The 19,660-nt window shown below is 36.5% G+C and carries 18 protein-coding genes and 1 riboswitch; of the genes, 6 read left to right on the top strand and 12 right to left on the bottom strand.

The genetic code is table 11. The features are described from left to right. Positions 1–17 precede the first annotated feature (17 nt). Positions 18–512 (bottom strand): SMI1/KNR4 family protein, encoded by a 495-nt coding sequence (locus M948_RS28830; RefSeq protein ID WP_021289906.1) that lies wholly within the window; start codon positions 510–512, stop codon positions 18–20. 86 nt (positions 513–598) lie between these two features. After that, positions 599–1,645, bottom strand: a complete 1,047-nt coding sequence (locus tag M948_RS28835) for an HNH endonuclease signature motif containing protein (protein ID WP_021289907.1) — start codon at positions 1,643–1,645, stop codon at positions 599–601. A 256-nt stretch (positions 1,646–1,901) separates the two neighbouring features. On the opposite strand from M948_RS28835, the gene rarD reads away from it, so the two are divergent. The 4 genes from rarD to M948_RS28855 all read left to right on the top strand — a co-directional run bounded on the left by rarD (position 1,902) and on the right by M948_RS28855 (position 6,694). Then, positions 1,902–2,807 carry an EamA family transporter RarD gene (rarD, locus tag M948_RS28840; protein WP_021289908.1) on the top strand — a complete coding sequence of 302 codons (906 nt, stop codon included), beginning with the start codon at positions 1,902–1,904 and terminating at the stop codon, positions 2,805–2,807. A gap of 77 nt (positions 2,808–2,884) precedes the next feature. Continuing rightward, positions 2,885–3,006: riboswitch (SAM riboswitch) on the top strand. 92 nt (positions 3,007–3,098) lie between these two features. Then, on the top strand, positions 3,099–4,847 hold the full coding sequence (locus tag M948_RS28845) for a PLP-dependent aspartate aminotransferase family protein (RefSeq protein WP_021289909.1): 1,749 nt from the start codon (positions 3,099–3,101) through the stop codon (positions 4,845–4,847). 318 nt (positions 4,848–5,165) lie between these two features. Further along, complete coding sequence (locus M948_RS28850; protein WP_021289910.1) at positions 5,166–6,074, top strand: SGNH/GDSL hydrolase family protein; 909 nt, start codon at positions 5,166–5,168, stop codon at positions 6,072–6,074. A 2-nt stretch (positions 6,075–6,076) separates the two neighbouring features. Further along, positions 6,077–6,694 (top strand): YpmS family protein, encoded by a 618-nt coding sequence (locus tag M948_RS28855; protein WP_021289911.1) that lies wholly within the window; start codon positions 6,077–6,079, stop codon positions 6,692–6,694. An 83-nt stretch (positions 6,695–6,777) separates the two neighbouring features. Here M948_RS28855 and M948_RS28860 read toward each other — a convergent pair whose 3' ends face one another. After that, entirely contained in the window at positions 6,778–7,401 is a 624-nt protein-coding gene (locus tag M948_RS28860; protein ID WP_021289912.1) for a hypothetical protein, read from the bottom strand. Between the two features lie 259 nt (positions 7,402–7,660). Here M948_RS28860 and M948_RS28865 point away from each other — a divergent pair, with 259 nt between their 5' ends. After that, entirely contained in the window at positions 7,661–9,283 is a 1,623-nt protein-coding gene (locus tag M948_RS28865) for an ABC-F family ATP-binding cassette domain-containing protein (protein WP_021289913.1), read from the top strand. Between the two features lie 93 nt (positions 9,284–9,376). Here M948_RS28865 and M948_RS28870 read toward each other — a convergent pair whose 3' ends face one another. The 3 genes from M948_RS28870 to M948_RS28880 form a co-directional block, all read right to left on the bottom strand. After that, the gene (locus M948_RS28870) at positions 9,377–9,619 is read right to left on the bottom strand and encodes a hypothetical protein (protein WP_021289914.1); all 243 of its coding nucleotides are present in this window, start codon (positions 9,617–9,619) and stop codon (positions 9,377–9,379) included. A gap of 291 nt (positions 9,620–9,910) precedes the next feature. Continuing rightward, positions 9,911–10,858 carry an NAD-dependent epimerase/dehydratase family protein gene (locus M948_RS28875; RefSeq protein ID WP_021289915.1) on the bottom strand — a complete coding sequence of 316 codons (948 nt, stop codon included), beginning with the start codon at positions 10,856–10,858 and terminating at the stop codon, positions 9,911–9,913. 48 nt (positions 10,859–10,906) lie between these two features. Beyond that, entirely contained in the window at positions 10,907–12,097 is a 1,191-nt protein-coding gene (locus M948_RS28880; RefSeq protein WP_021289916.1) for a glycine C-acetyltransferase, read from the bottom strand. Positions 12,098–12,369: 272 nt separating this feature from the next. Here M948_RS28880 and M948_RS43825 point away from each other — a divergent pair, with 272 nt between their 5' ends. Beyond that, complete coding sequence (locus M948_RS43825; RefSeq protein ID WP_021289917.1) at positions 12,370–12,501, top strand: hypothetical protein; 132 nt, start codon at positions 12,370–12,372, stop codon at positions 12,499–12,501. Positions 12,502–12,705: 204 nt separating this feature from the next. Here M948_RS43825 and M948_RS28885 read toward each other — a convergent pair whose 3' ends face one another. From M948_RS28885 to M948_RS28910, 6 genes are all read right to left on the bottom strand, one after another. Further along, the gene (locus M948_RS28885; protein ID WP_021289918.1) at positions 12,706–13,491 is read right to left on the bottom strand and encodes a 3D domain-containing protein; all 786 of its coding nucleotides are present in this window, start codon (positions 13,489–13,491) and stop codon (positions 12,706–12,708) included. 267 nt (positions 13,492–13,758) lie between these two features. Beyond that, positions 13,759–14,739 carry an ABC transporter ATP-binding protein gene (locus M948_RS28890; RefSeq protein WP_021289919.1) on the bottom strand — a complete coding sequence of 327 codons (981 nt, stop codon included), beginning with the start codon at positions 14,737–14,739 and terminating at the stop codon, positions 13,759–13,761. Beyond that, positions 14,732–15,760, bottom strand: coding sequence for an ABC transporter ATP-binding protein (locus tag M948_RS28895; protein ID WP_021289920.1), 1,029 nt, complete (start codon positions 15,758–15,760; stop codon positions 14,732–14,734). The genes M948_RS28890 and M948_RS28895 overlap by 8 nt, the downstream gene beginning before the upstream one ends. A gap of 16 nt (positions 15,761–15,776) precedes the next feature. Next, positions 15,777–16,700, bottom strand: a complete 924-nt coding sequence (locus tag M948_RS28900; protein ID WP_021289921.1) for an ABC transporter permease — start codon at positions 16,698–16,700, stop codon at positions 15,777–15,779. 2 nt (positions 16,701–16,702) lie between these two features. After that, entirely contained in the window at positions 16,703–17,635 is a 933-nt protein-coding gene (locus tag M948_RS28905; protein WP_021289922.1) for an ABC transporter permease, read from the bottom strand. Positions 17,636–17,880: 245 nt separating this feature from the next. Then, complete coding sequence (locus M948_RS28910; protein WP_021289923.1) at positions 17,881–19,551, bottom strand: peptide ABC transporter substrate-binding protein; 1,671 nt, start codon at positions 19,549–19,551, stop codon at positions 17,881–17,883. Positions 19,552–19,660 lie beyond the last annotated feature (109 nt).

Raw genomic sequence — 19,660 nt, forward strand, 5'->3', positions numbered from 1 at the left:
AGTTCTGTAAGAAGATATTATTTCTCCCAAAATTTAGAACCCTTGGTAACGATAAATTGGTAGAGCCAATAACTAAAATTCATTTGCAAATCTTTGGTATCCGATTCAATACTAGAATCCCACCAAAGCAGGTAGTGATCATCCTTCGTTTTTTTGACATCAATAAGTAAATATTCGCCATTCCAGTCGCCAATCGGATAGCAATTCTCAGGAAACAATCCTGCCCTTTTCGTTTTACTAACTTTAATTAAACGATATAATTCAAATTGCCCTCCATACCATGGTTCAAACAGGGTCGCCCCATTATGTAAAGATAAGAAATAGAGGTAATCTGACGGTAATGTTATTTCCTCAAACTGCTCCACTTGATTTATTTCTTCTTTCGAAATTGGTTCATTGAATTGAAAATGCATTTTAACTGGTTGGCCATTTGAATTGGGAACGAGTAATATATTATCCTTTAACGCTTGCTTTAAATTAGAAATGGTTCGATATATTAGGCCCTCATTCATTTCAAACCCTCCTTTTTAGACAACTTGGATTCTGGGTTAAAAAGACCATTTATGTAGATTAACATAAATGGTCTTTTTCTTTTTGTCTAATAATTTGTCCACCAAGGCGTCACATTTTGTGAATGAAACTCCCTTTTCAGTGGAATTAAGTTATTAAAATAATTTGATCCTCCATATTCTCTCGGAATGATGTGATGTATATCATAATCTTTCCAAGCGAAGTCAGGGTCTTTTTTTGTAGGGTCACCATATCTATCAATATATTCTGCAATGTATTCTCCTCTTAATTCATTGTTCCATGGTACGCGATCTTCCGGAGGAACCTGACTCATCGTCGTCGTATCCGGTGTAAACATTACCTTATCAGAATATGGATCAGCGTATAATAATTGGGTAGTAAAGTCGCCGCCATGGCATTGACCAGGCACGTTTACTTCCCTAGGATCGAAATACCTGCATGGATATTCAAATGCTTTTTTATTCGCTAAAATAGGACCCACTGTTTCTGTTACGCTGTCTTGATCAGTTAAAAACTCCACATTTAAGTTCGTTTCTATTTCATAAAACTTTGTTTTTTCAACAGGCGTGAACGCAAATTCATATTCATATTCGTCAAACATTTCAAGGTAGTTCCAGTCTGCCTCCACATTGGCAAAATCCTCTGTGAAAGAACCTGTTTTATTATTCGAAGTATTAACATCTATATCCCCTTCGATACTCAAAGGACCAATTGGCCCATCCGTATCTGTTAACATTAAAAATGTTTGTACATGACCTTGTCCTGGGTAACTGTTATTTTGGCGCTCTGGAGGGATGAATACGATACCATGCGCGATAGTTGCTCCTTCTAAACGAATTCGTTGATTCGTTATCGGCTTCTCTTCATGAAGAGTAACAGCTTTCTTATCCCTGTCAACCTGAATATAGTCCTGATCAATATGAACAGTCATTCCATTAATTTCGACTTTTCCTTCTTTTCCTTCTGCAGTTACATCTTTTATTGCTTCTGTTACTTTTCCATTCAATTCGTTAGATGGTTTGACAACTTCTTCAGCGGCTAATACATTTTCAATATGCAAAGGAGTAAGCAACAGTACAAATGCGAAAATCGAAATATACAATTTTCGTTTCATTTTTTACCTCCTACAATATTGTTTGCCGGCATATATTTATCTTATCACCTGAATTTTCAGAAATAAATAGGAAATTTGTAATTTTTTGTTATTTTGTAACAGATAAATGCTCCTATGGTAGTGAGAATGAAGTAATAGATATTTCCAACTATTGCTACAGTAAAAATCTTCGCGAGAGCATTGTTATTGCTTTTTTCCATAAGTAATTCTAAACTTGCTTACTATATAGATAACATTCTTGGAAAGAAGGGAACATATGAATACAAAACAGGATAAGTCTGGGATGATTTATACTGCTGGAGCCTACATCCTCTGGGGGTTCTTGCCGATTTACTGGAAACTCTTGGACGATGTATCTCCAGGAGAAACGTTGGCTCATCGCATTCTATGGTCATTTATTTTTATGTTTTTAATCGTTTTATTTATGAGACGATGGCCGGACTTTATTCATGAGTGGAAACAATTGCTACACAATAAAAAGAAATTATTCGGAATATCTTTAGCGACTATTGTTATTAGCATTAATTGGCTTACATTTATTTGGGCTGTAAATAGCAATCATGTTGTTCAAGCTAGCTTAGGATATTATATTAATCCGCTTATTAGTATTTTACTTGGTATTATTGTGTTAAAGGAATCTTTCAGTTCACGTCAGGTTCTCTCTATTATACTAGCAGCTATAGGAGTCATTTATTTAACATTTAGCTATGGAGTATTCCCTTGGGTATCATTGTTACTTGCAGTTAGTTTTGGACTCTATGGGTTGCTCAAAAAAAAGGTGGATATTGGTCCCATGATTGGGTTAACGATAGAAACAATGCTTATCGTACCAATTGCTGTTTTATATTTGGTGTTACTTCCGAATAACACTTTTCAATTTGTTTCATTCCTTTCAACTACGAATCTATTATTAATGGGTGCAGGAATTATGACTGCTGTACCTTTATTACTTTTTGCTAATGGTGCGAAACGAATATCCCTAGCAATGGTTGGCTTTTTGCAGTATATTGCACCAACGCTTATGTTATTTTTAGGTGTATTTTTATATAATGAAACATTTACTTCCGCACATCTGATTGCTTTCTTATTTATCTGGATTGCTTTAATCAACTTTATGTTGGCTAGTTATCAACGACCGATTAGAAGAAATGCGAAAATCTAAGATAGAAATTTCTCAAAACGAGTTGACAAGTAGAAGCGAATGCTTATATAATATTCAGTAATTTACTAATAAAACATCTCTTATCAAGAGTGGTGGAGGGAATAGGCCCTGTGAAGCCCGGCAACCTGGAAGTGATTCAAAAGATTACTCTTTCGGTGCTAAATCCTACAGATCAAATCTGTGATCTGGAAGATAAGAGGAGGAACGGATAAACCCAAGCCCTCTTCTTAAGAAGAGGGCTTTTTCATTCTTCCTCTTCCTCCAGACCCAAATTTCAAGGAGGATTATTACATGGTAAAATTTAATCAACAAAATCCAGAAACAATATTATTGCATGGCGGGCAGGTGCCTGACCCTAGCACTGGTTCTAGAGCAGTACCAATCTATCAAACAACTTCTTATGTGTTCCGAGATACCGAACATGCGCAAAACCTGTTTGGTTTAACAGAACCTGGTAACATCTATACACGAATAGGAAACCCCACTGTAGATGCATTCGAACAGCGAATTGCAGCACTTGAAGATGGTGTCGCAGCTGTAGCCACTGCTTCCGGGATGGCAGCCATTACCTTTGCAATACTTAATGTTGCTAGTGCAGGTGACGAAATTGTAGCAGATAGTAATCTTTATGGAGGGACCTATAACTTATTTGCAAATACGCTTCCTCGATATGGCATAACCGTAAAATTTGTTGATGGCACAAATAAATCTGAAGTTGAAGCTGCCATTACAGAAAGGACAAAGGCTGTATTTGGAGAAATCATTACCAATCCAAGCTTACAGGTGTTTGATATAGAAGAAGTGGCCGGAATTGCACATGCAAATGATATTCCATTAATCATTGATAATACGTTTGCACCATATATTGCTAAACCCTTAGCTTGGGGTGCAGATGTTGTAGTTCACTCTGCAACGAAGTGGATTGGAGGTCACGGAACCGCAATTGGTGGTGTAGTTGTTGATGGCGGGAGGTTTAATTGGAATAACTCAAAATTCCCTGGTTTCATCGAACCAGATGAAAGCTACAATGGACTTAAGTTTGTTGATGTTGGTCCCGCTGCATTCGCAACCAAGTTAAGAGTGCAATTACTACGCGATATAGGGGCGTGCATTAGTCCGCAGAACGCATTTTTATTGCTACAAGGATTAGAAACATTACATTTGCGGATTAGTCAGCACAATAAGAATGCGAAAGAGATTGCAGCTTTTTTAGAAGACCACCCTTCCATTGAATGGGTAAATTATCCGGGATTAGAAAAACACCCTTCCTATAGATTGACGAAAAAATATTTTAGCGAGGGAGCCGGATCAATTATTACCTTTGGTATCAAAGGTGGGCGGGAAGCTGGAAGAAAACTGATTGATTCCATTGAATTGTGGTCTCATGTAGCTAATGTAGGGGATGCAAAATCATTAATAATCCACCCTGCATCAACTACCCATCAACAGTTAACTGCTGAAGAATTAAAGGATAGTGGTGTCACAGAAGAGACGATCCGATTATCCATTGGTTTAGAGTCGATTCATGATTTACTCGCTACTTTAGATCAGGCAATCGCCACAGCCACTGGTCAAGAAGCAAGCCTTGTCACTAAGGAGGCAGATGCAATAAATTGGTTATTATCTTCCCCGTTTGAACGAACAGATGGTGACATACGCAAAAAGACAATTGCGGTGTATGGATTGGAGCAAGCTAATCAAGAGAAGTTAAATCAAATAAAACAGTTACAATCGCTTGGTTTTGAATTAATTGGGATTGGCTCATCTCATTCATTAGAATTTTCTACTTATACTGACTTAACCAAAGCACCCGACATAGATGCTGTTTGGTTTTTGACCAGTGATCTTCCATCTGATGTGCTAGAACAATTTATCAATAAACAAGGGAAAATTCTGTGGATTGAACACCCAAGTAAAAAGGATGAAATATTAGAATACGCAATTGCTGCCGGAATTGCAGTCGTCACGAATAAAAACCCATTCAATGAACTAGAAGCAATTCGAAATCCGAACAGTCAATCAGAGGCCATTCAAGTATGATCAAATGAAATCCCAAAAGCATGGAAGCACAGGAACTTAACAATTCGATTTCAATTTAAGAAATCAGGTTTACTTTTCTATTGATTTGGAAAAATTATAAATAACCTTCCCTTACCGATCGCCTTATACCAGAAGGCGATCTTTATTTTTTGTGATACAGAAAACAGGGAATCAAGAGATATATTTGTTAGGATCATCTTCCTTTTTCATAGATCAAGTTATGATCTACATATATATAGGAAATACTTTCGAATATATTAATAGCAGAGACAATTTTAGAAATACACGAATATCATAACAGCATAGGTGTGGGTAAACATGAAGAAAAATGTGTATTATTTAGGAGCGATCTGTTTGCTTCTTCTAGGTATTACGCTTATTTTTATCGTAACCAGTCAATCTAAAGCAAAGCTTGATCATGTTACTATACCTGAAGAAAAAGAAGATGAGCACCAGAAACAACCGGATACCTCCTTACAGAATGATGAACAGACAAATAAAGAAACGATAAACGAAGACCAGCAGCACTTTTCCGAAATGGTAGTAAATGCAGTAGAGGAAACGATCAATTATTTTTCAAATAAAACACATATCACAGCTATTGGAGATTCTCTGACACAGGGCGTTGGTGACACAACGCAAACAGGTGGTTATCTTGGCGTACTAGATCGTGCAATAAATCAGGATGAGGAGCTTGTGTCAATTGATAATTATGGCATTCGAGGTAATCGTTCCGATCAATTATTAAAACGATTGGATAACCCAGATATCGTTTCCTCAATAAAAGATTCGAATATTGTACTAATTACGATTGGTGCAAATGATATTATGCAAGTGCTAAAGGATAATATTACGAATCTAAAACTAGAAGATTTTGTAAAAGAACGGGCAGATTACGAGCAACGATTACGAAATATCTTTGCTAAGATACATGATATAAACCCTCGAACTGAAATTTATTTATTAGGGTTTTACAATCCATTTGGTAAGTATTTCAAAGATATTAAAGAACTCGGACTTATCGTTAAGAATTGGAATGATACTGGGGAAAAAATTGCAGCTGAACAATCAAATGTATCCTTTATACCAACAATTGACTTATTTAATAACACCAATGAAGATTTATTCGCTGAAGATAATTTCCATCCAAATAATCTAGGATACAAGCGAATGGCCCAGCGTGTTTTAGATTTTATAACGAATGAAGATAAGAAAGAGGATGAATAGAAATGCCTGAGCGAAGCGAGAGGAGAAAAGGAAAATGGAAGCGTTGGTTTATCGCCCTCCTTTCATTTAATATTTTTATCGTTATTGTATTATTAGCGCTTATTTTTTGGCCTGTTTCCAGTGCTGATTACCCTGAGCAAACGAATGAGCAGACAGATGATAGCTCCGAATTTATCGTACGTACAACGAAAGAAAACTTAAATGAATTGGTGAATGCGTATATTGATCAAGTTTTAAATGATACCAACCACCATTACCGGATTGAACTTGGGGAGGATGTACATTTAATTGGGGAATTGCCTGTATTTTCTTCCACTGTTCCTTTATCTGTTCATTTGGAACCATTTGTCCAAGAAAATGGAGATATTATTCTTGAGCAAAAATCAATATCAATTGGCTTATTAGAATTACCTAACCAGAAAATCATGGAGTATATTGATAAATATCTTCCGATGCCCGAATGGGTAACTGTTAATCCTGAAGATGAAGCCATTTATGTTGCTGTAACGGATATGGAATTAAAAAGTAACTTCCAAGTTGCGGTTGAGCACATTGACTTAGAGGCTAATAACTTAGCATTTAAATTCCGTGTACCCTATCAAACATTAGGAATTGAATAATAAGAATAAAAAAGCTTCGTCATCGTTGAAAACATAATCTCCCTTACAGGAGATGATTATGATGACGAAGTTTTTTTATGGATTTAACGAATAACAAATTGCTTTACTTTCGATGATATTATAAATAAAAATGATTGCTTCTGTTGCTTCATGCTATGCACACCTTGTTCAGACACTTGTTCAACCGCTGGATAGTTCTTTAATAGCCCCTCATACACTAGTTCCATTCCCGTATGATCTCTAATATCTGCAGGAGTAACAAAACAAGTCGGCTTATTTGGTTTAAAAGATGGTACATCCTTTAATACTGTTGCAACAAATTGTGAACAAAACAACGCACATTTTCGATTTATTTCAATTTGTAATAAGATACCTAGCAGCCCAATGAAATTATATCTATATTTATGTTTTTGGCTTTTTATAAGCTTTATATTTTCGATTATTTTCTCACATTCTGTCTCTGATATGGTAAAACGATAGATCGCACAATTTGCATCTCTTAAAAAATCACTTCGTATATCCTCTTCTACAAAACCACCTATAAACGGATTTTTCGGCCGCTTGCGACCAAAGCTATATACTTCAGTCAATGCTTCATCGAAACCAATGGATACATGATTTAAGGATTGTTTAGTAAAATAGTTGATGGCCTTAGACAAATTTGTCCCTGTATCTGTAAAGAGAAAATAAATCACTTTCTTTCCCAATAGACCCCCTCCCCCCAATTGATAAAGAAGCATTTTAGGTAATCCCCTTATCTATTCTACTATTACAAATAATTGCTAATTATACAAGTTCTTTTTTTATTTCTTGTGATAATATACCTAGTCCTGTATAGATAGATGCTGCCTGATGTAAAATGAAATCGCAATGACAGCTAAATTAATATGTAAAGATTGACGAAAACCTTTAAATAACGTAAGCTAACCATGATTACATTTATTTTATTGGAGGAAATTAACAAGCATGATTAATGTATCTAATGTTAGTTTACGATATGGCGATAAAAAGTTGTTTGAAGATGTAAATTTAAAATTCACACCCGGCAACTGTTACGGATTAATTGGAGCTAACGGAGCTGGAAAATCAACCTTTTTAAAGATATTATCTGGTGAAATTGAACCACAGACTGGTAATGTATCCCTTTCCCCCGGAGAAAGGCTTGCTGTGTTAAAACAAGATCACTTTGCTTATGAAGAAAACCAAGTGCTTGAGACAGTTCTGATGGGTCATGAAAAACTATATGCTGTCAAACAAGAAAAAGACGCAATTTATATGAAAGGCGACTTCTCTGAAGAGGATGGTATGCGTGCTGCAGAACTAGAAGGAGAATTTGCGGAAATGAATGGTTGGGAAGCCGAGTCTGATGCTGCTGTACTTTTGAAAGGGCTAGGAATTCCAGAATCTTTACACGATAAGCAAATGGCTGAACTATCAGCAGATCAAAAAGTAAAAGTATTACTTGCACAAGCGTTATTCGGTAATCCCGATATTTTACTACTAGATGAGCCTACTAACGGGTTAGATATACACGCTATTCAATGGTTGGAAGAATTCCTTATTCATTTTGAAAATACCGTGATTGTTGTATCTCACGACCGACATTTCTTAAATAAAGTATGTACCCATATTGCAGATGTAGATTATGGAAAAATTGAAATTTATATCGGAAATTATGATTTCTGGTATGAATCAAGTCAATTAGCAAATAAAATGGCTCAAGAAGCAAATAAAAAGAAAGAGGAAAAAATAAAGGAATTACAGTCTTTCATCGCACGTTTCAGCGCCAATGCTTCTAAGTCAAAGCAAGCAACTTCCAGGAAGAAATTACTGGACAATATCACACTGGATGATATCAAACCTTCATCTAGAAAGTATCCATATATCTCTTTTACACCTGGGCGTGAAATCGGAAATGATTTATTACGAGTGGAAGGATTAACTAAAACCATTAATGGCGAAAAAGTACTTGATAATGTCAGCTTTATCATGAATAAAGATGATAAGATTGCCCTTGTTGGCAAAGATGATATTGCCAAAACAACCTTATTTAAAATCTTAATGGGAGAAATGGAACCTGATGCGGGAACATATAAATGGGGCGTGACTACGTCTCAATCGTACTTCCCTAAAGATAATGCTGCTTATTTCGAAAATAGCGACCTATCTCTAGTTGATTGGTTACGCCAATATTCACCTGAAGATGAAACAGAAACATTTCTACGTGGATTTCTCGGTAGAATGCTTTTCTCCGGTGATCAAGCATTGAAAAAAGCAAATGTATTATCAGGTGGAGAGAAAGTCCGCTGTATGCTATCTAAAATGATGTTGAGCAATGCAAATGTTCTTCTATTAGATGAGCCGACAAATCACCTTGATTTAGAATCGATTCAATCACTAAATAATGGTTTAATTAAATTTAACGGCTCCATACTATTTACGTCACACGATCATCAATTCATTCAAAGTATTGCAAACCGGCTGATTGAGATCACCCCTAACGGAATAATTGATAAAGAAATGAGTTATGATGAATACGTGCAGGATAAAGAATTACAAGACAAAATAGCAACGATGTATGCTAGCTAATTAACATAGCAAATAACTTCTGCAAAAGGGATTATTTACCCTCTGTAATAACAAAGACCCGTGTCAATCCGTGATGATGACGCGGGTCTTTTCTTACTTCATTACCCATGTATAGAGAAACATAATTGCAGCAATAGCTGTACCAATATAACAAATTAACTTGGATAGTTTTTGATATCTAACTGTGGTCATTTGGTGAGGTAATTTGGTAGAAAGATAGGTACCGATGATCCCAGCTAGACAGCCAATGAGGGTTAATACTTTTGGAAAAACTGGGATAAAGGCTGAGACAATAGCTACGAGACCTAATAACAAAGGGGTGTGTTTCTTATCCAATGGAGAAACCTCCTCCTGATTTATATCCAGTATATTTGTGTTCGTGACAAAATATGTTTAGAAAACAAGTAGGACCCTCTTATGAGGAGCCGCTTTCTGCTGTAAACTCATGTGGAATCGCCCAAAGCGCGTATCCAACAACACACAAATGCTCTGCCTTGTGCTTGGAGGTTAAGTATAAGCATGAGATAAAGGTATATTCCTCTGCTAAACACCCACTAGCTCTCTGCCCTCTTGTGAATACTTTTTAACTTAAAAAAAGAGGGTGCTCCTTTGGCACCCTCTCCTATATTACTTTACAAATTTATGACTCACTTTTTCTAGCATCTCGGCTGTCATTTTATCAATATCATACGTAGCTTTAAAATCCCATTCCTCTGCAGCTGCTGAGGAGTCAATACTATTTGGCCAGCTATCCGCAATTTTTTGTTTAAACGGATCTACTTGAAAATCCAGCTTAAATTCAGGAATATGTTTCTGGATAGCCTTCGCAAAATCCTCTGGTGCCGCTGAAATAGCAGAAATATTAAAAGCATTTCGATGCTTTAATCGGTTTGGGTCTGCTTCCATCAATTGAATAATTGCATTTAGAGCATCTGGCATATACATCATATCCATATACGTACCTGAAGCAATACAAGAAGTATATGCTTTCTTTTTGATCGCTTCATAATAGATTTCTACAGCATAATCGGTGGTACCTCCACCAGGTAAGGTTACATGAGATATTAATCCTGGATAACGAACACCACGTGTATCCACACCAAAACGATGGTAGTAGTAATCAGATAATAATTCACCTGAGACTTTGTTCACTCCATACATCGTCGTCGGGCGTTGTAGCGTATCCTGCGGCGTATGATCTTTCGGCGTAGAAGGACCAAATGCACCTATGGAACTAGGTGTAAAGAATTGCAAGTTCAATTCACGAGCTACTTCTAATGCATTCACTAATCCTCCCATATTAATATGCCAAGCCAATTTTGGATTTTCTTCTGCTTTGGCAGATAATAATGCTGCTAAATGCATGATTGTGTCGACATCATATTTATTAGCTACTTGATATAGCTGGCTTGCGTCTGTTACATCGACCACTTCAAATGGTCCTTCAGCAATGATCCCATCTGCTTCTCGGATATCTGTTCCGATTACCTGATTAACCCCGTAAATCTCTCTTAATTTCACAACAAGCTCTGAACCAATTTGTCCTAAAGCTCCTGTAACTAATATTTTCTTCATTTCTCAATATTCCTCTCTCATTCAACATACAAATTTCTAAAGTTGTGTTTAAATTACACCCAATTCTTTTCCAACTTTTTCATATACATCAAGCGCCTTATCTAACATTTCTTTTGTATGAGCGGCACTTGGCATATTGCGAACTCGGCCTGTTCCCCTTGGTACTGTAGGAAATACGATTGACTTTGCATAAACACCCTCTTCATTTAACCGTTTACTGAACGCTTGGGTGGCATTTTCATCTCCAATTACACATGGAGTAATTGGTGTTTCACTATCGCCAATATCAAAACCTAGATTTTTCAATCCTGCTTTTAAGTAATTCGCATTTTCCCATAGTTTTTCATTTAGCTCCGTGCTTTCCATTAGGATTTCTACTGCTTTCGTACTTGCAACTGCATCCGCTGGTGATACCGCTGTTGAGAATAAGAATGGGCGTGATCGCACTTTTAACCAATCGATAAGGTTAGCCTTACCTGCTACATAACCTCCAATAACTCCAATCGCTTTCGATAACGTTCCCATCTGAAAGTCAACTTTGTCTTGCAAACCAAAATGTTTAACGGTTCCTGCGCCCTTCCCAAGCACACCAGATCCATGTGCATCATCAACGTACGTGATTAGATCAAATTCCTCTGCGATTTCTACAATTTCAGGAAGCTTAGCAATATCCCCATCCATTGAAAATACACCATCTGTAATAATCATAATTTTATTATATTGACCAGATTCAACCGCTTCTTTTGCTTTTGTTCGTAAATCCTCCATATCGGAGTGATTAAAACGGATAATCTTCGCTTTCGATAGACGGCATCCGTCAATTATGGAAGCATGGTTTAATTCATCCGATAGAATAGCATCATGCTTATCCATGACAGCCGAAATAGCTGCCATATTACAATTAAAACCAGATTGATAGGAAATTACAGCTTCTGTATCTTTAAATTCAGCAAGTCTTTTCTCTAACTCTAGATGCAGATCTAAAGTCCCATTAATGGTTCGAACTGCTCCAGCCCCTACTCCATGAGAATCGACTGCTTGCTTAGCAACTTCTTTTAAGCGCTCATCTGTAGCAAGTCCAAGATAGTTATTGGAAGAAAGGTTTACCAATGTTTTTCCACCAATATTAATTTCTGGCCCATTAGGCCCTTGGACTGGATCAATCTCATTATATAAACCACGTTCTTTTAAGTCAGCAATATTTTTATTTAACAAAGAATCTAGTGCTTTACTCGTCATTTTCGTACGTCCTCCTTCTACTATATGCAAGTTTTGTATCATGAGAAAATAAACCCTTCATTGTTATAACATATATAAACGTTCAATCCTTTTTTAGTTTAACATAAAGCATTAGAAATGTTTAATAAGAGAAGATCGCTTTGATTGTCATATTTTGGAGAAGAACTTACGAATTTGTAAGATTTCCCTTGAAAAATGTCACCAAAAACTATGGTTATTGAAAGAAATTTCTAATATACTGAGGATAGCAATAAGAGATGGAGGAATAAAAAATGAAGAAAGTGCTTGTCGCCATTTTCGCTATGCTTATTATTACTTTCGGAATTTTCGGATATGTCGAAATGAATGACGATTCGAATGAAATTGTAGACGAAAACCCAAATTCGATAAAAGTCAATTCTTAATACCTTTCAACACATACTAAAACAACATGATCAACCACTTAATTATCATGTTAATAAATGTTTCAATTAAATATGTATATGTATTCCATCTTATGATTCAATGTTTTCATGAAGATGTTATATAGTTGTTCAAATATATAATGGAACGAGAGAAAAGATCTCTCGTTCCATTCTCTTCAACTATCTTTTATCATGTTTATTCAGTTATTCCACAATTGTTACATCAACTGATTTAACGCCCCAGTTCGTTGCTTCTTCTTCTGATTGAACATGAACGTCAATTTTATTTCCTTTAATTGCACTGCCGATATCAGCAGCAGTAGCATAACCATATCCCTCAACATGTACTTTTGACCCTAGCGGGATGACATTTGGATCAACAGCAATTACTTTTGCATCTGGATTCTTATTTAAATCCACGCCTGTTGAAGTAACTCCAGAGCAACCTTCACAATCAGCAGTATAAGCAGTAGCTTCTACTGAAATTGTTTTCCCCTCTGGATTCTCTTCTTTTGGTTCTTTTGAAGAAGTGTTCTGTGTATTCTTAGCTGTTTCTTTTGGTTCTTCAGCTTTAGCTTTTGGTTCCTCAGCTTTAGCTTTCTTTTCTACTTTTGCAGCTGGCTTGTCATCTTGTGAGACATTAACTCCTTCGATCGTTAATTCCTGACCAATGACAATGATATCTGATTCTAAGTTGTTCCAATCTTTAAGATTATCAACCGATACATCATATTCATTTGAAATACTAGTTAATGTATCTCCTTCTTGGACTTTATATTTATCATTTATAAATAATGTTTGTTTTGGTTGAATCATAGTTGATTTTAATTCATTTATGTCTACTAGATTTTCAACAGTCGTGTTGTATTCGTTGGCAATATCCCAAAGGTTATCCCCTTTTTTCACTTCGTACTCTTCTGCTGATACAGTGGAAGCAGCAGTGCCAGCAATGATAATTCCTGTTGCGAATGAAGCTACTAATTTTTTCATTCGTACTCCCTCCTTAAATTTCTGACATTGCCTATCGTACCACAGGGGGAAGGGCAATGCAGTTACAGAAGGTTTAAGAGTCAATTACAACAATTACTAAACTACCGACTTATGTTACAAATGTAATCTTTTTGTGATAAAAGTACTAGAGTTAATTGATTTTTCATTACATTTAAGTGAGATTGACATATTAGTAGAGATAATGAAATATATCTTTTAATGAACAAAAAATACAAGGGTGTAAAATAACCCTTGTATTTACTATACTTATTCATTATATAAATGACACGCTACCCAATGATCCTTTTTATGTTCCTTCCATTCTGGACTTACATTCGCACATATATCCATGGCATGTGGACATCTTGTTCGAAAACGACATCCACTAGGAGGACTCACTGGACTTGGAACATCGCCTTCAATGATAATACGTTCTCTAGTACGCTCCACCTCCGGATCAGAGATTGGAACTGCACTTAGTAAAGCTTGGGTATACGGGTGTAATGGTTCGGCATAGAGGTCATCACTTGTTGCAACTTCCGCCATCTTACCTAAATACATGACACCTACTCGATCACTGATGTGCTTAACCATAGATAGGTCATGTGCAATAAACAAGTAAGTTAACCCACGTTCTTTTTGCAATCTCTTCATTATATTTACAACTTGAGCCTGTATGGAAACATCTAGAGCTGAAATTGGTTCATCGGCTACAATAAATTGTGGACTAACAGCTAATGCTCTAGCTATTCCAATTCTCTGGCGCTGCCCGCCACTAAATTCATGAGGATAGCGATTACCGTGTTCCTTATTCAAGCCAACAATTTCTAGCAATGCATGTACTTTATTTAATCTATCATCTTTGGATGAAGCTAACCCATGAATATCAATTCCTTCAGCAATAATATCTTTAACCGTCATTCTTGGGTTAAGGGAAGCATATGGGTCTTGAAAGATCATCTGCATATTTCGATTAAAACTTTTTAATTCTTTTGCGGACTTCTTCGCATGTACATTGTCTCCATTAAAATCAACTTCACCTTCTGTTGCCTCATAAAGACGCATAATTGTTCTACCTGCAGTAGACTTTCCACAACCAGATTCTCCAACCAACCCAAATGTTTCTCCCTTATATATATCAAAGGATATGCCATCCACAGCTTTTAAAGTCTGCTTTCTACTCAATTTAAAATGTTTCTTTAAATCCTTAATCTCTAAAAGTTTTTCTTTTTCTTCTATACTATTCATGAACTTTTGTACCTCCTACCATTGCAGATTCAGGTGCCTCTACATCTGGAGCACGCTCATCTAATAACCAGCATGCTGTCTGTTGTGTCTCAGATAAATGGGTATATTCTGGCATATGGTTTTCACACACCTTCATTGCATATGGACACCTTGCCGCAAATGGACATCCTTTTGGAGGGTCGGCTAAATCTGGTGGTGAACCAGGTATAGCTAAGAGCTCTTCATCATCCCCATCAATTTTTGGCATCGAACTTAGTAGTCCCCACGTATAAGGATGTTTTGGATTATAAAAAATTTCATTTACATTACCTGTTTCGACAATTTTCCCACCGTACATAACAGCAACCCTATTAGCAGCATTCGCAACTACTCCTAAATCATGGGTGATTAAAATAATGGCAGTTCCTGTTTCTTCCTGAACATCACGCATTAAGTCAAGAATCTGTGCTTGTATGGTAACATCTAAGGCAGTTGTTGGTTCATCAGCAATGAGGATCTTAGGATTACAAGCCAATGCAATAGCGATCATCGCTCTTTGTCTCATACCACCGGAATACTCATGTGGATACTGATCAATTCTTCTCTCTGGATTAGGGATACCTACAAGTTTCAATAACTCAATACCCCGGTTATGCGCAGCTTTTTTCGACATATTTTGATGTTTAATTAAACCTTCGGATATTTGTTTGCCTATCGGCATCGTTGGATTTAATGATGTCATCGGATCCTGGAATATCATGCTGATATCCTTCCCGCGAATGCCTTCCATTTGTTTATCCGATTTTTCTACTAGGTCTTCTTCGTTAAACACGATGGATCCACCAGCGAATTTCCCTGGAGGCATCGGAACTAATCTCATTAGCGATTGAGCAGTAACACTCTTCCCTGATCCTGATTCACCAACAATAGCAAGTGTTTCTTTTTCATCTAAATCAAAGGTAACACCTCGTACAGCTTGTACTTCTCCACCGTAAGTATCAAAAGCTATAGAAAGGTCTTTTACTTCTAATAATTTACTCATTGTTTTATCTTCCCCCTTACTTACGTTCTTTTGGATCTAATGCGTCTCTCATTCCATCACCAATAACATTAAATGCCAGCATTGTTAAACAGATAAAAAAGGCTGGGAAGAAAAGCTGGAATGGGTAGTATTGTAGTGATTGCAAGGCATCTGATGACATGGTCCCCCAACTAGCTAAAGGTGCTGGTACCCCAAGTCCTAAGAAGCTAAGAAATGCTTCTGTAAAGATAGCATTTGGAATAGTTAATGTTAGCGTAACTAGAATTGGCCCCATCGTATTTGGGACAAGATGCTTAAATAATAATCTCGTATTACTTGCCCCTAAGGATCTCGAAGCCATAACATATTCCTCTGAACGCAACTGCATCACTTGACCTCGTACAATCCTTGCCATGTTGATCCAACCAGTGATTGTCATGGCAATAATGAGCGTCCATAATCCTTGAGGTAAAATAACCATTAAAAGAATAACTACTAGCAAATATGGTACTCCATATAATACATCTGCTACTCGCATCATATATTCATCAACTTTCCCGCCAAAATACCCAGCAATAGAGCCCCATATAATTCCGATTACCAAGTCAATTAGAGCTGCCATCAATCCAATAAATAATGATATTTTAGCGCCATACCAAGTTCTAGCAAAAATATCTCTACCAAGATTATCTGTACCAAACCAATGTTCACCTGATGGTGATTTATTCGCATTAAGAAGATCATTATCGAAATAGTTATGTCCTGATATCGGTCCTCCTATAAACGACATAATTCCCAAAAGGACAATCATGACAATTCCAAATAAAGCAAGTTTATTCTTTCTAAATCGACGCCATGCATCTTTCCAATAGGAAGTACTCTCACCTGCGATTTTCTCTGCTTCTTCATCATTTATTTGGAGAGGTTCGAAATCGCTATCTTTCAGCTGCGGTAATGCCATTATTATTTACCTCCCTTTCCGGCTACTTTTATTCGAGGATCTACTAGTCCATAAAGTAAATCGACGAGTAAAATAGAAACGAGCAGCAGCACACTAAAGAATACGGTCGTCCCCATAATGACGGTATAATCCCTGTTAGTCACACTGACAACAAACTCACTTCCAAGTCCAGGAATGCCGAAAATACTTTCAATAATAAAGCTACCTGTAAGAATTGAGACCACTAAAGGACCTAAATAGGATACAACTGGAAGAATTGCATTTCGTAGCCCATGTTTGTAGGTGACAACACGTTGCCCCAAACCTTTGGATTTTGCTGTCTTAATATAATCCGAATTTAAGACATCCAGCATACTTGAACGCATTAATCTTGCAATAAACGCTAAAGGTGTAGTAGCAAGTGCAATTGCTGGTAAAATCGTATGTGCAAATGATTCGAACCTAGCTACTGGTAATGCACCTAGTTTAATTGCAAAGATATACTGTAAAACGGTCGCCATAATAAAGCTCGGTACAGAAATTCCCAGAACTGCAATTACCATCGCAGTATAATCTCCGAACTTATTATGTTTGACTGCAGCTATAACCCCTAAAAGCACCCCTATAGATAAAGCGATAAGAATGGATTCGATTCCTAATATTAAGGAATAAGGGAAACTCCGGGTAATGATTTCAATAACATCTTGTCCAACATATTTAAATGATGGTCCAAAATCAAAAGTAAATGCATTAACAAGATAGTTAAAGTATTGTTCATACAGTGGATCATTTAAGCCATACGCTTCATTCATTTGTTCTTCAAGTGCAGGAGTTAGCTTTTTTTCTGAAGCGAATGGCCCACCTGGTGCAGCCTGCATCAGAAAGAATGTAATCGTAATGATAAAAAACAGGGAAACAATTATATACGCTAGTCGTTTCAACAGATATTTGGCCAAGTCATTACACCTCCATATATTATTAATAGCCACTATTTTAAATTTTTGTTTTTTTCAAAATAAATAAGGGGTGATACATTATCACCCCTTTAAAACTGTATATTTTCTATTTCTTGCAGAACTTCATATAGAAAATACACCTAAATAAACTGAATACCAATTGGCATTTTTCTATTTATCGTAGAAGTCTCAAGGAGTTTATACATTCTTGTTGTCTTTTCTTTTTCTTCTATCGTTTAAGACTATTATTCCTCTACTAGATAGCCCCATTTCAGTTGAACACTACCCAGTCCTGAGATTTCAATATTCTTCACATAATCTTTATTCAACCAAGTATTCGTATAGAAATATACAGGCGCAATTGGCATATCATCCATAAAGATTTGTTCAGCTTCCCGTAATACCTCTTTACGTTCATCTCCTGTTAATGTTCTAGATTCTTCTAGAAGACTAGCATACTCTTCATTCTCCCAGTTCGTATAGTTGTTACCACCGACAGATTGGAAGATTTCTAGGAAATTAATAGCGTCATTAAAATCAGCTAACCATCCCATTCTACCCACTTGGAAGTTTCCGCTACCCATACTATCTAGATAAACATTCCACTCTTCATTATTTAGTTCTACTTCGACACCTAGATTCTCTCTCCACATATCTTGTACAGCCTGAGCAATTGCCGCATGGCCTTCATCTGTGTTATAAGAGAGACTGATTTTCGGTAATTTATCTAATCCTAATTCATCTAAACCTGCTTGTAAGTATTCTTTCGCTTTTTCAGGATCATTATCTTTAAAATATCCTTCTTTGTTTTCTTCCCAAATTGATGGTGGCACTAAAGCCATTGCAGGCTGTTCTTGCCTTTGGGTAATACTTTCTACAATTCCTTGACGGTTAATTGCTGAAGCAAAAGCTTTACGTATATTCACATTATCAAAAGGTGATTCTTCTGTGTTAAATGCGTAATAATACACTCCAGCAAGATCTGAGATATTCAAATTACCTTCCTGCTTTAATGCTGGAATTGACGCCAATGGAAGTGGACTGCTTGGGTCACCTACCCAGTCTAGCTCTCCACTGTTATACATCTCTAATGACGTATTTGCATCGTCAACCATGTACATATTTACAGTTTCTAGCTTCACTGTTTCAGAGTCCCAATAATCTGAGAATTTATTAAGTACAATTTGATCTTTATGTGCCCATGATTCAAGTGTGAATGGTCCATTAGTTACATAGTTATCTGAAGCATCTTGTGCCCATTCATCATTTCCATCAACAACATTATGATTTACAGGATAATACGTATAGAATGCGGTTAAATCAAGGAAATATGGTGTTGGTTGTTCTAGTTCAACTACTAATGTTTTGTCATCTTCTACTGTAATTCCTACATCATCTAATGAAGCGCCTTCTTCTTTTGCTTCCTGCGCTCCTTTAATTGGATATAGTTGATAAGCATAATCGGTGTCTGCATTATCAGGATTCAATACCCATTTCCATGCATATTCAAAATCTTGTGCAGTTACAGGATCGCCATTAGACCAATTTGCATCTTCACGGATTTTAAATGTATACGTTTTTTTATCATCGGATATTTCTACACTTTCAGCCATTGCTTCTTCCGGCATCCCATCTTGATTAATTCGCATTAAACCTTCAAAAATCTGGTCTAATACAATACCTGAAGTCGAATCAGAGGCTGTACCTGGATGGAGTGATGGTGGCTCAGTCTTAATATTTATATCAAATGTTTGATCGGCTGCTAAAGTTCCTTCACCTGACTCTTCAGAATTTCCTTCTGAGGAATCTCCTCCTTCACTACTTTCTTCATTATCTCCTCCACTACAAGCAGCAAGAAGAAGACCCAGTGAAAGTACTAATACTAGTAAAAATACCCACTTTTTCTTAAAACTCATTAATTTGACCCTCCTAATAGCACTGGTGTATTTGACAGACAATTCTAATTATCTGCATTATCATTATACTACTAAAAATCATTTATTTCACCATTTTTTTAAAAAAATT

Origin of the sequence: Virgibacillus sp. CM-4, assembly GCF_000445495.1 — a bacterium.
In the GTDB taxonomy this organism is placed as follows: domain Bacteria; phylum Bacillota; class Bacilli; order Bacillales; family Amphibacillaceae; genus Virgibacillus; species Virgibacillus salexigens.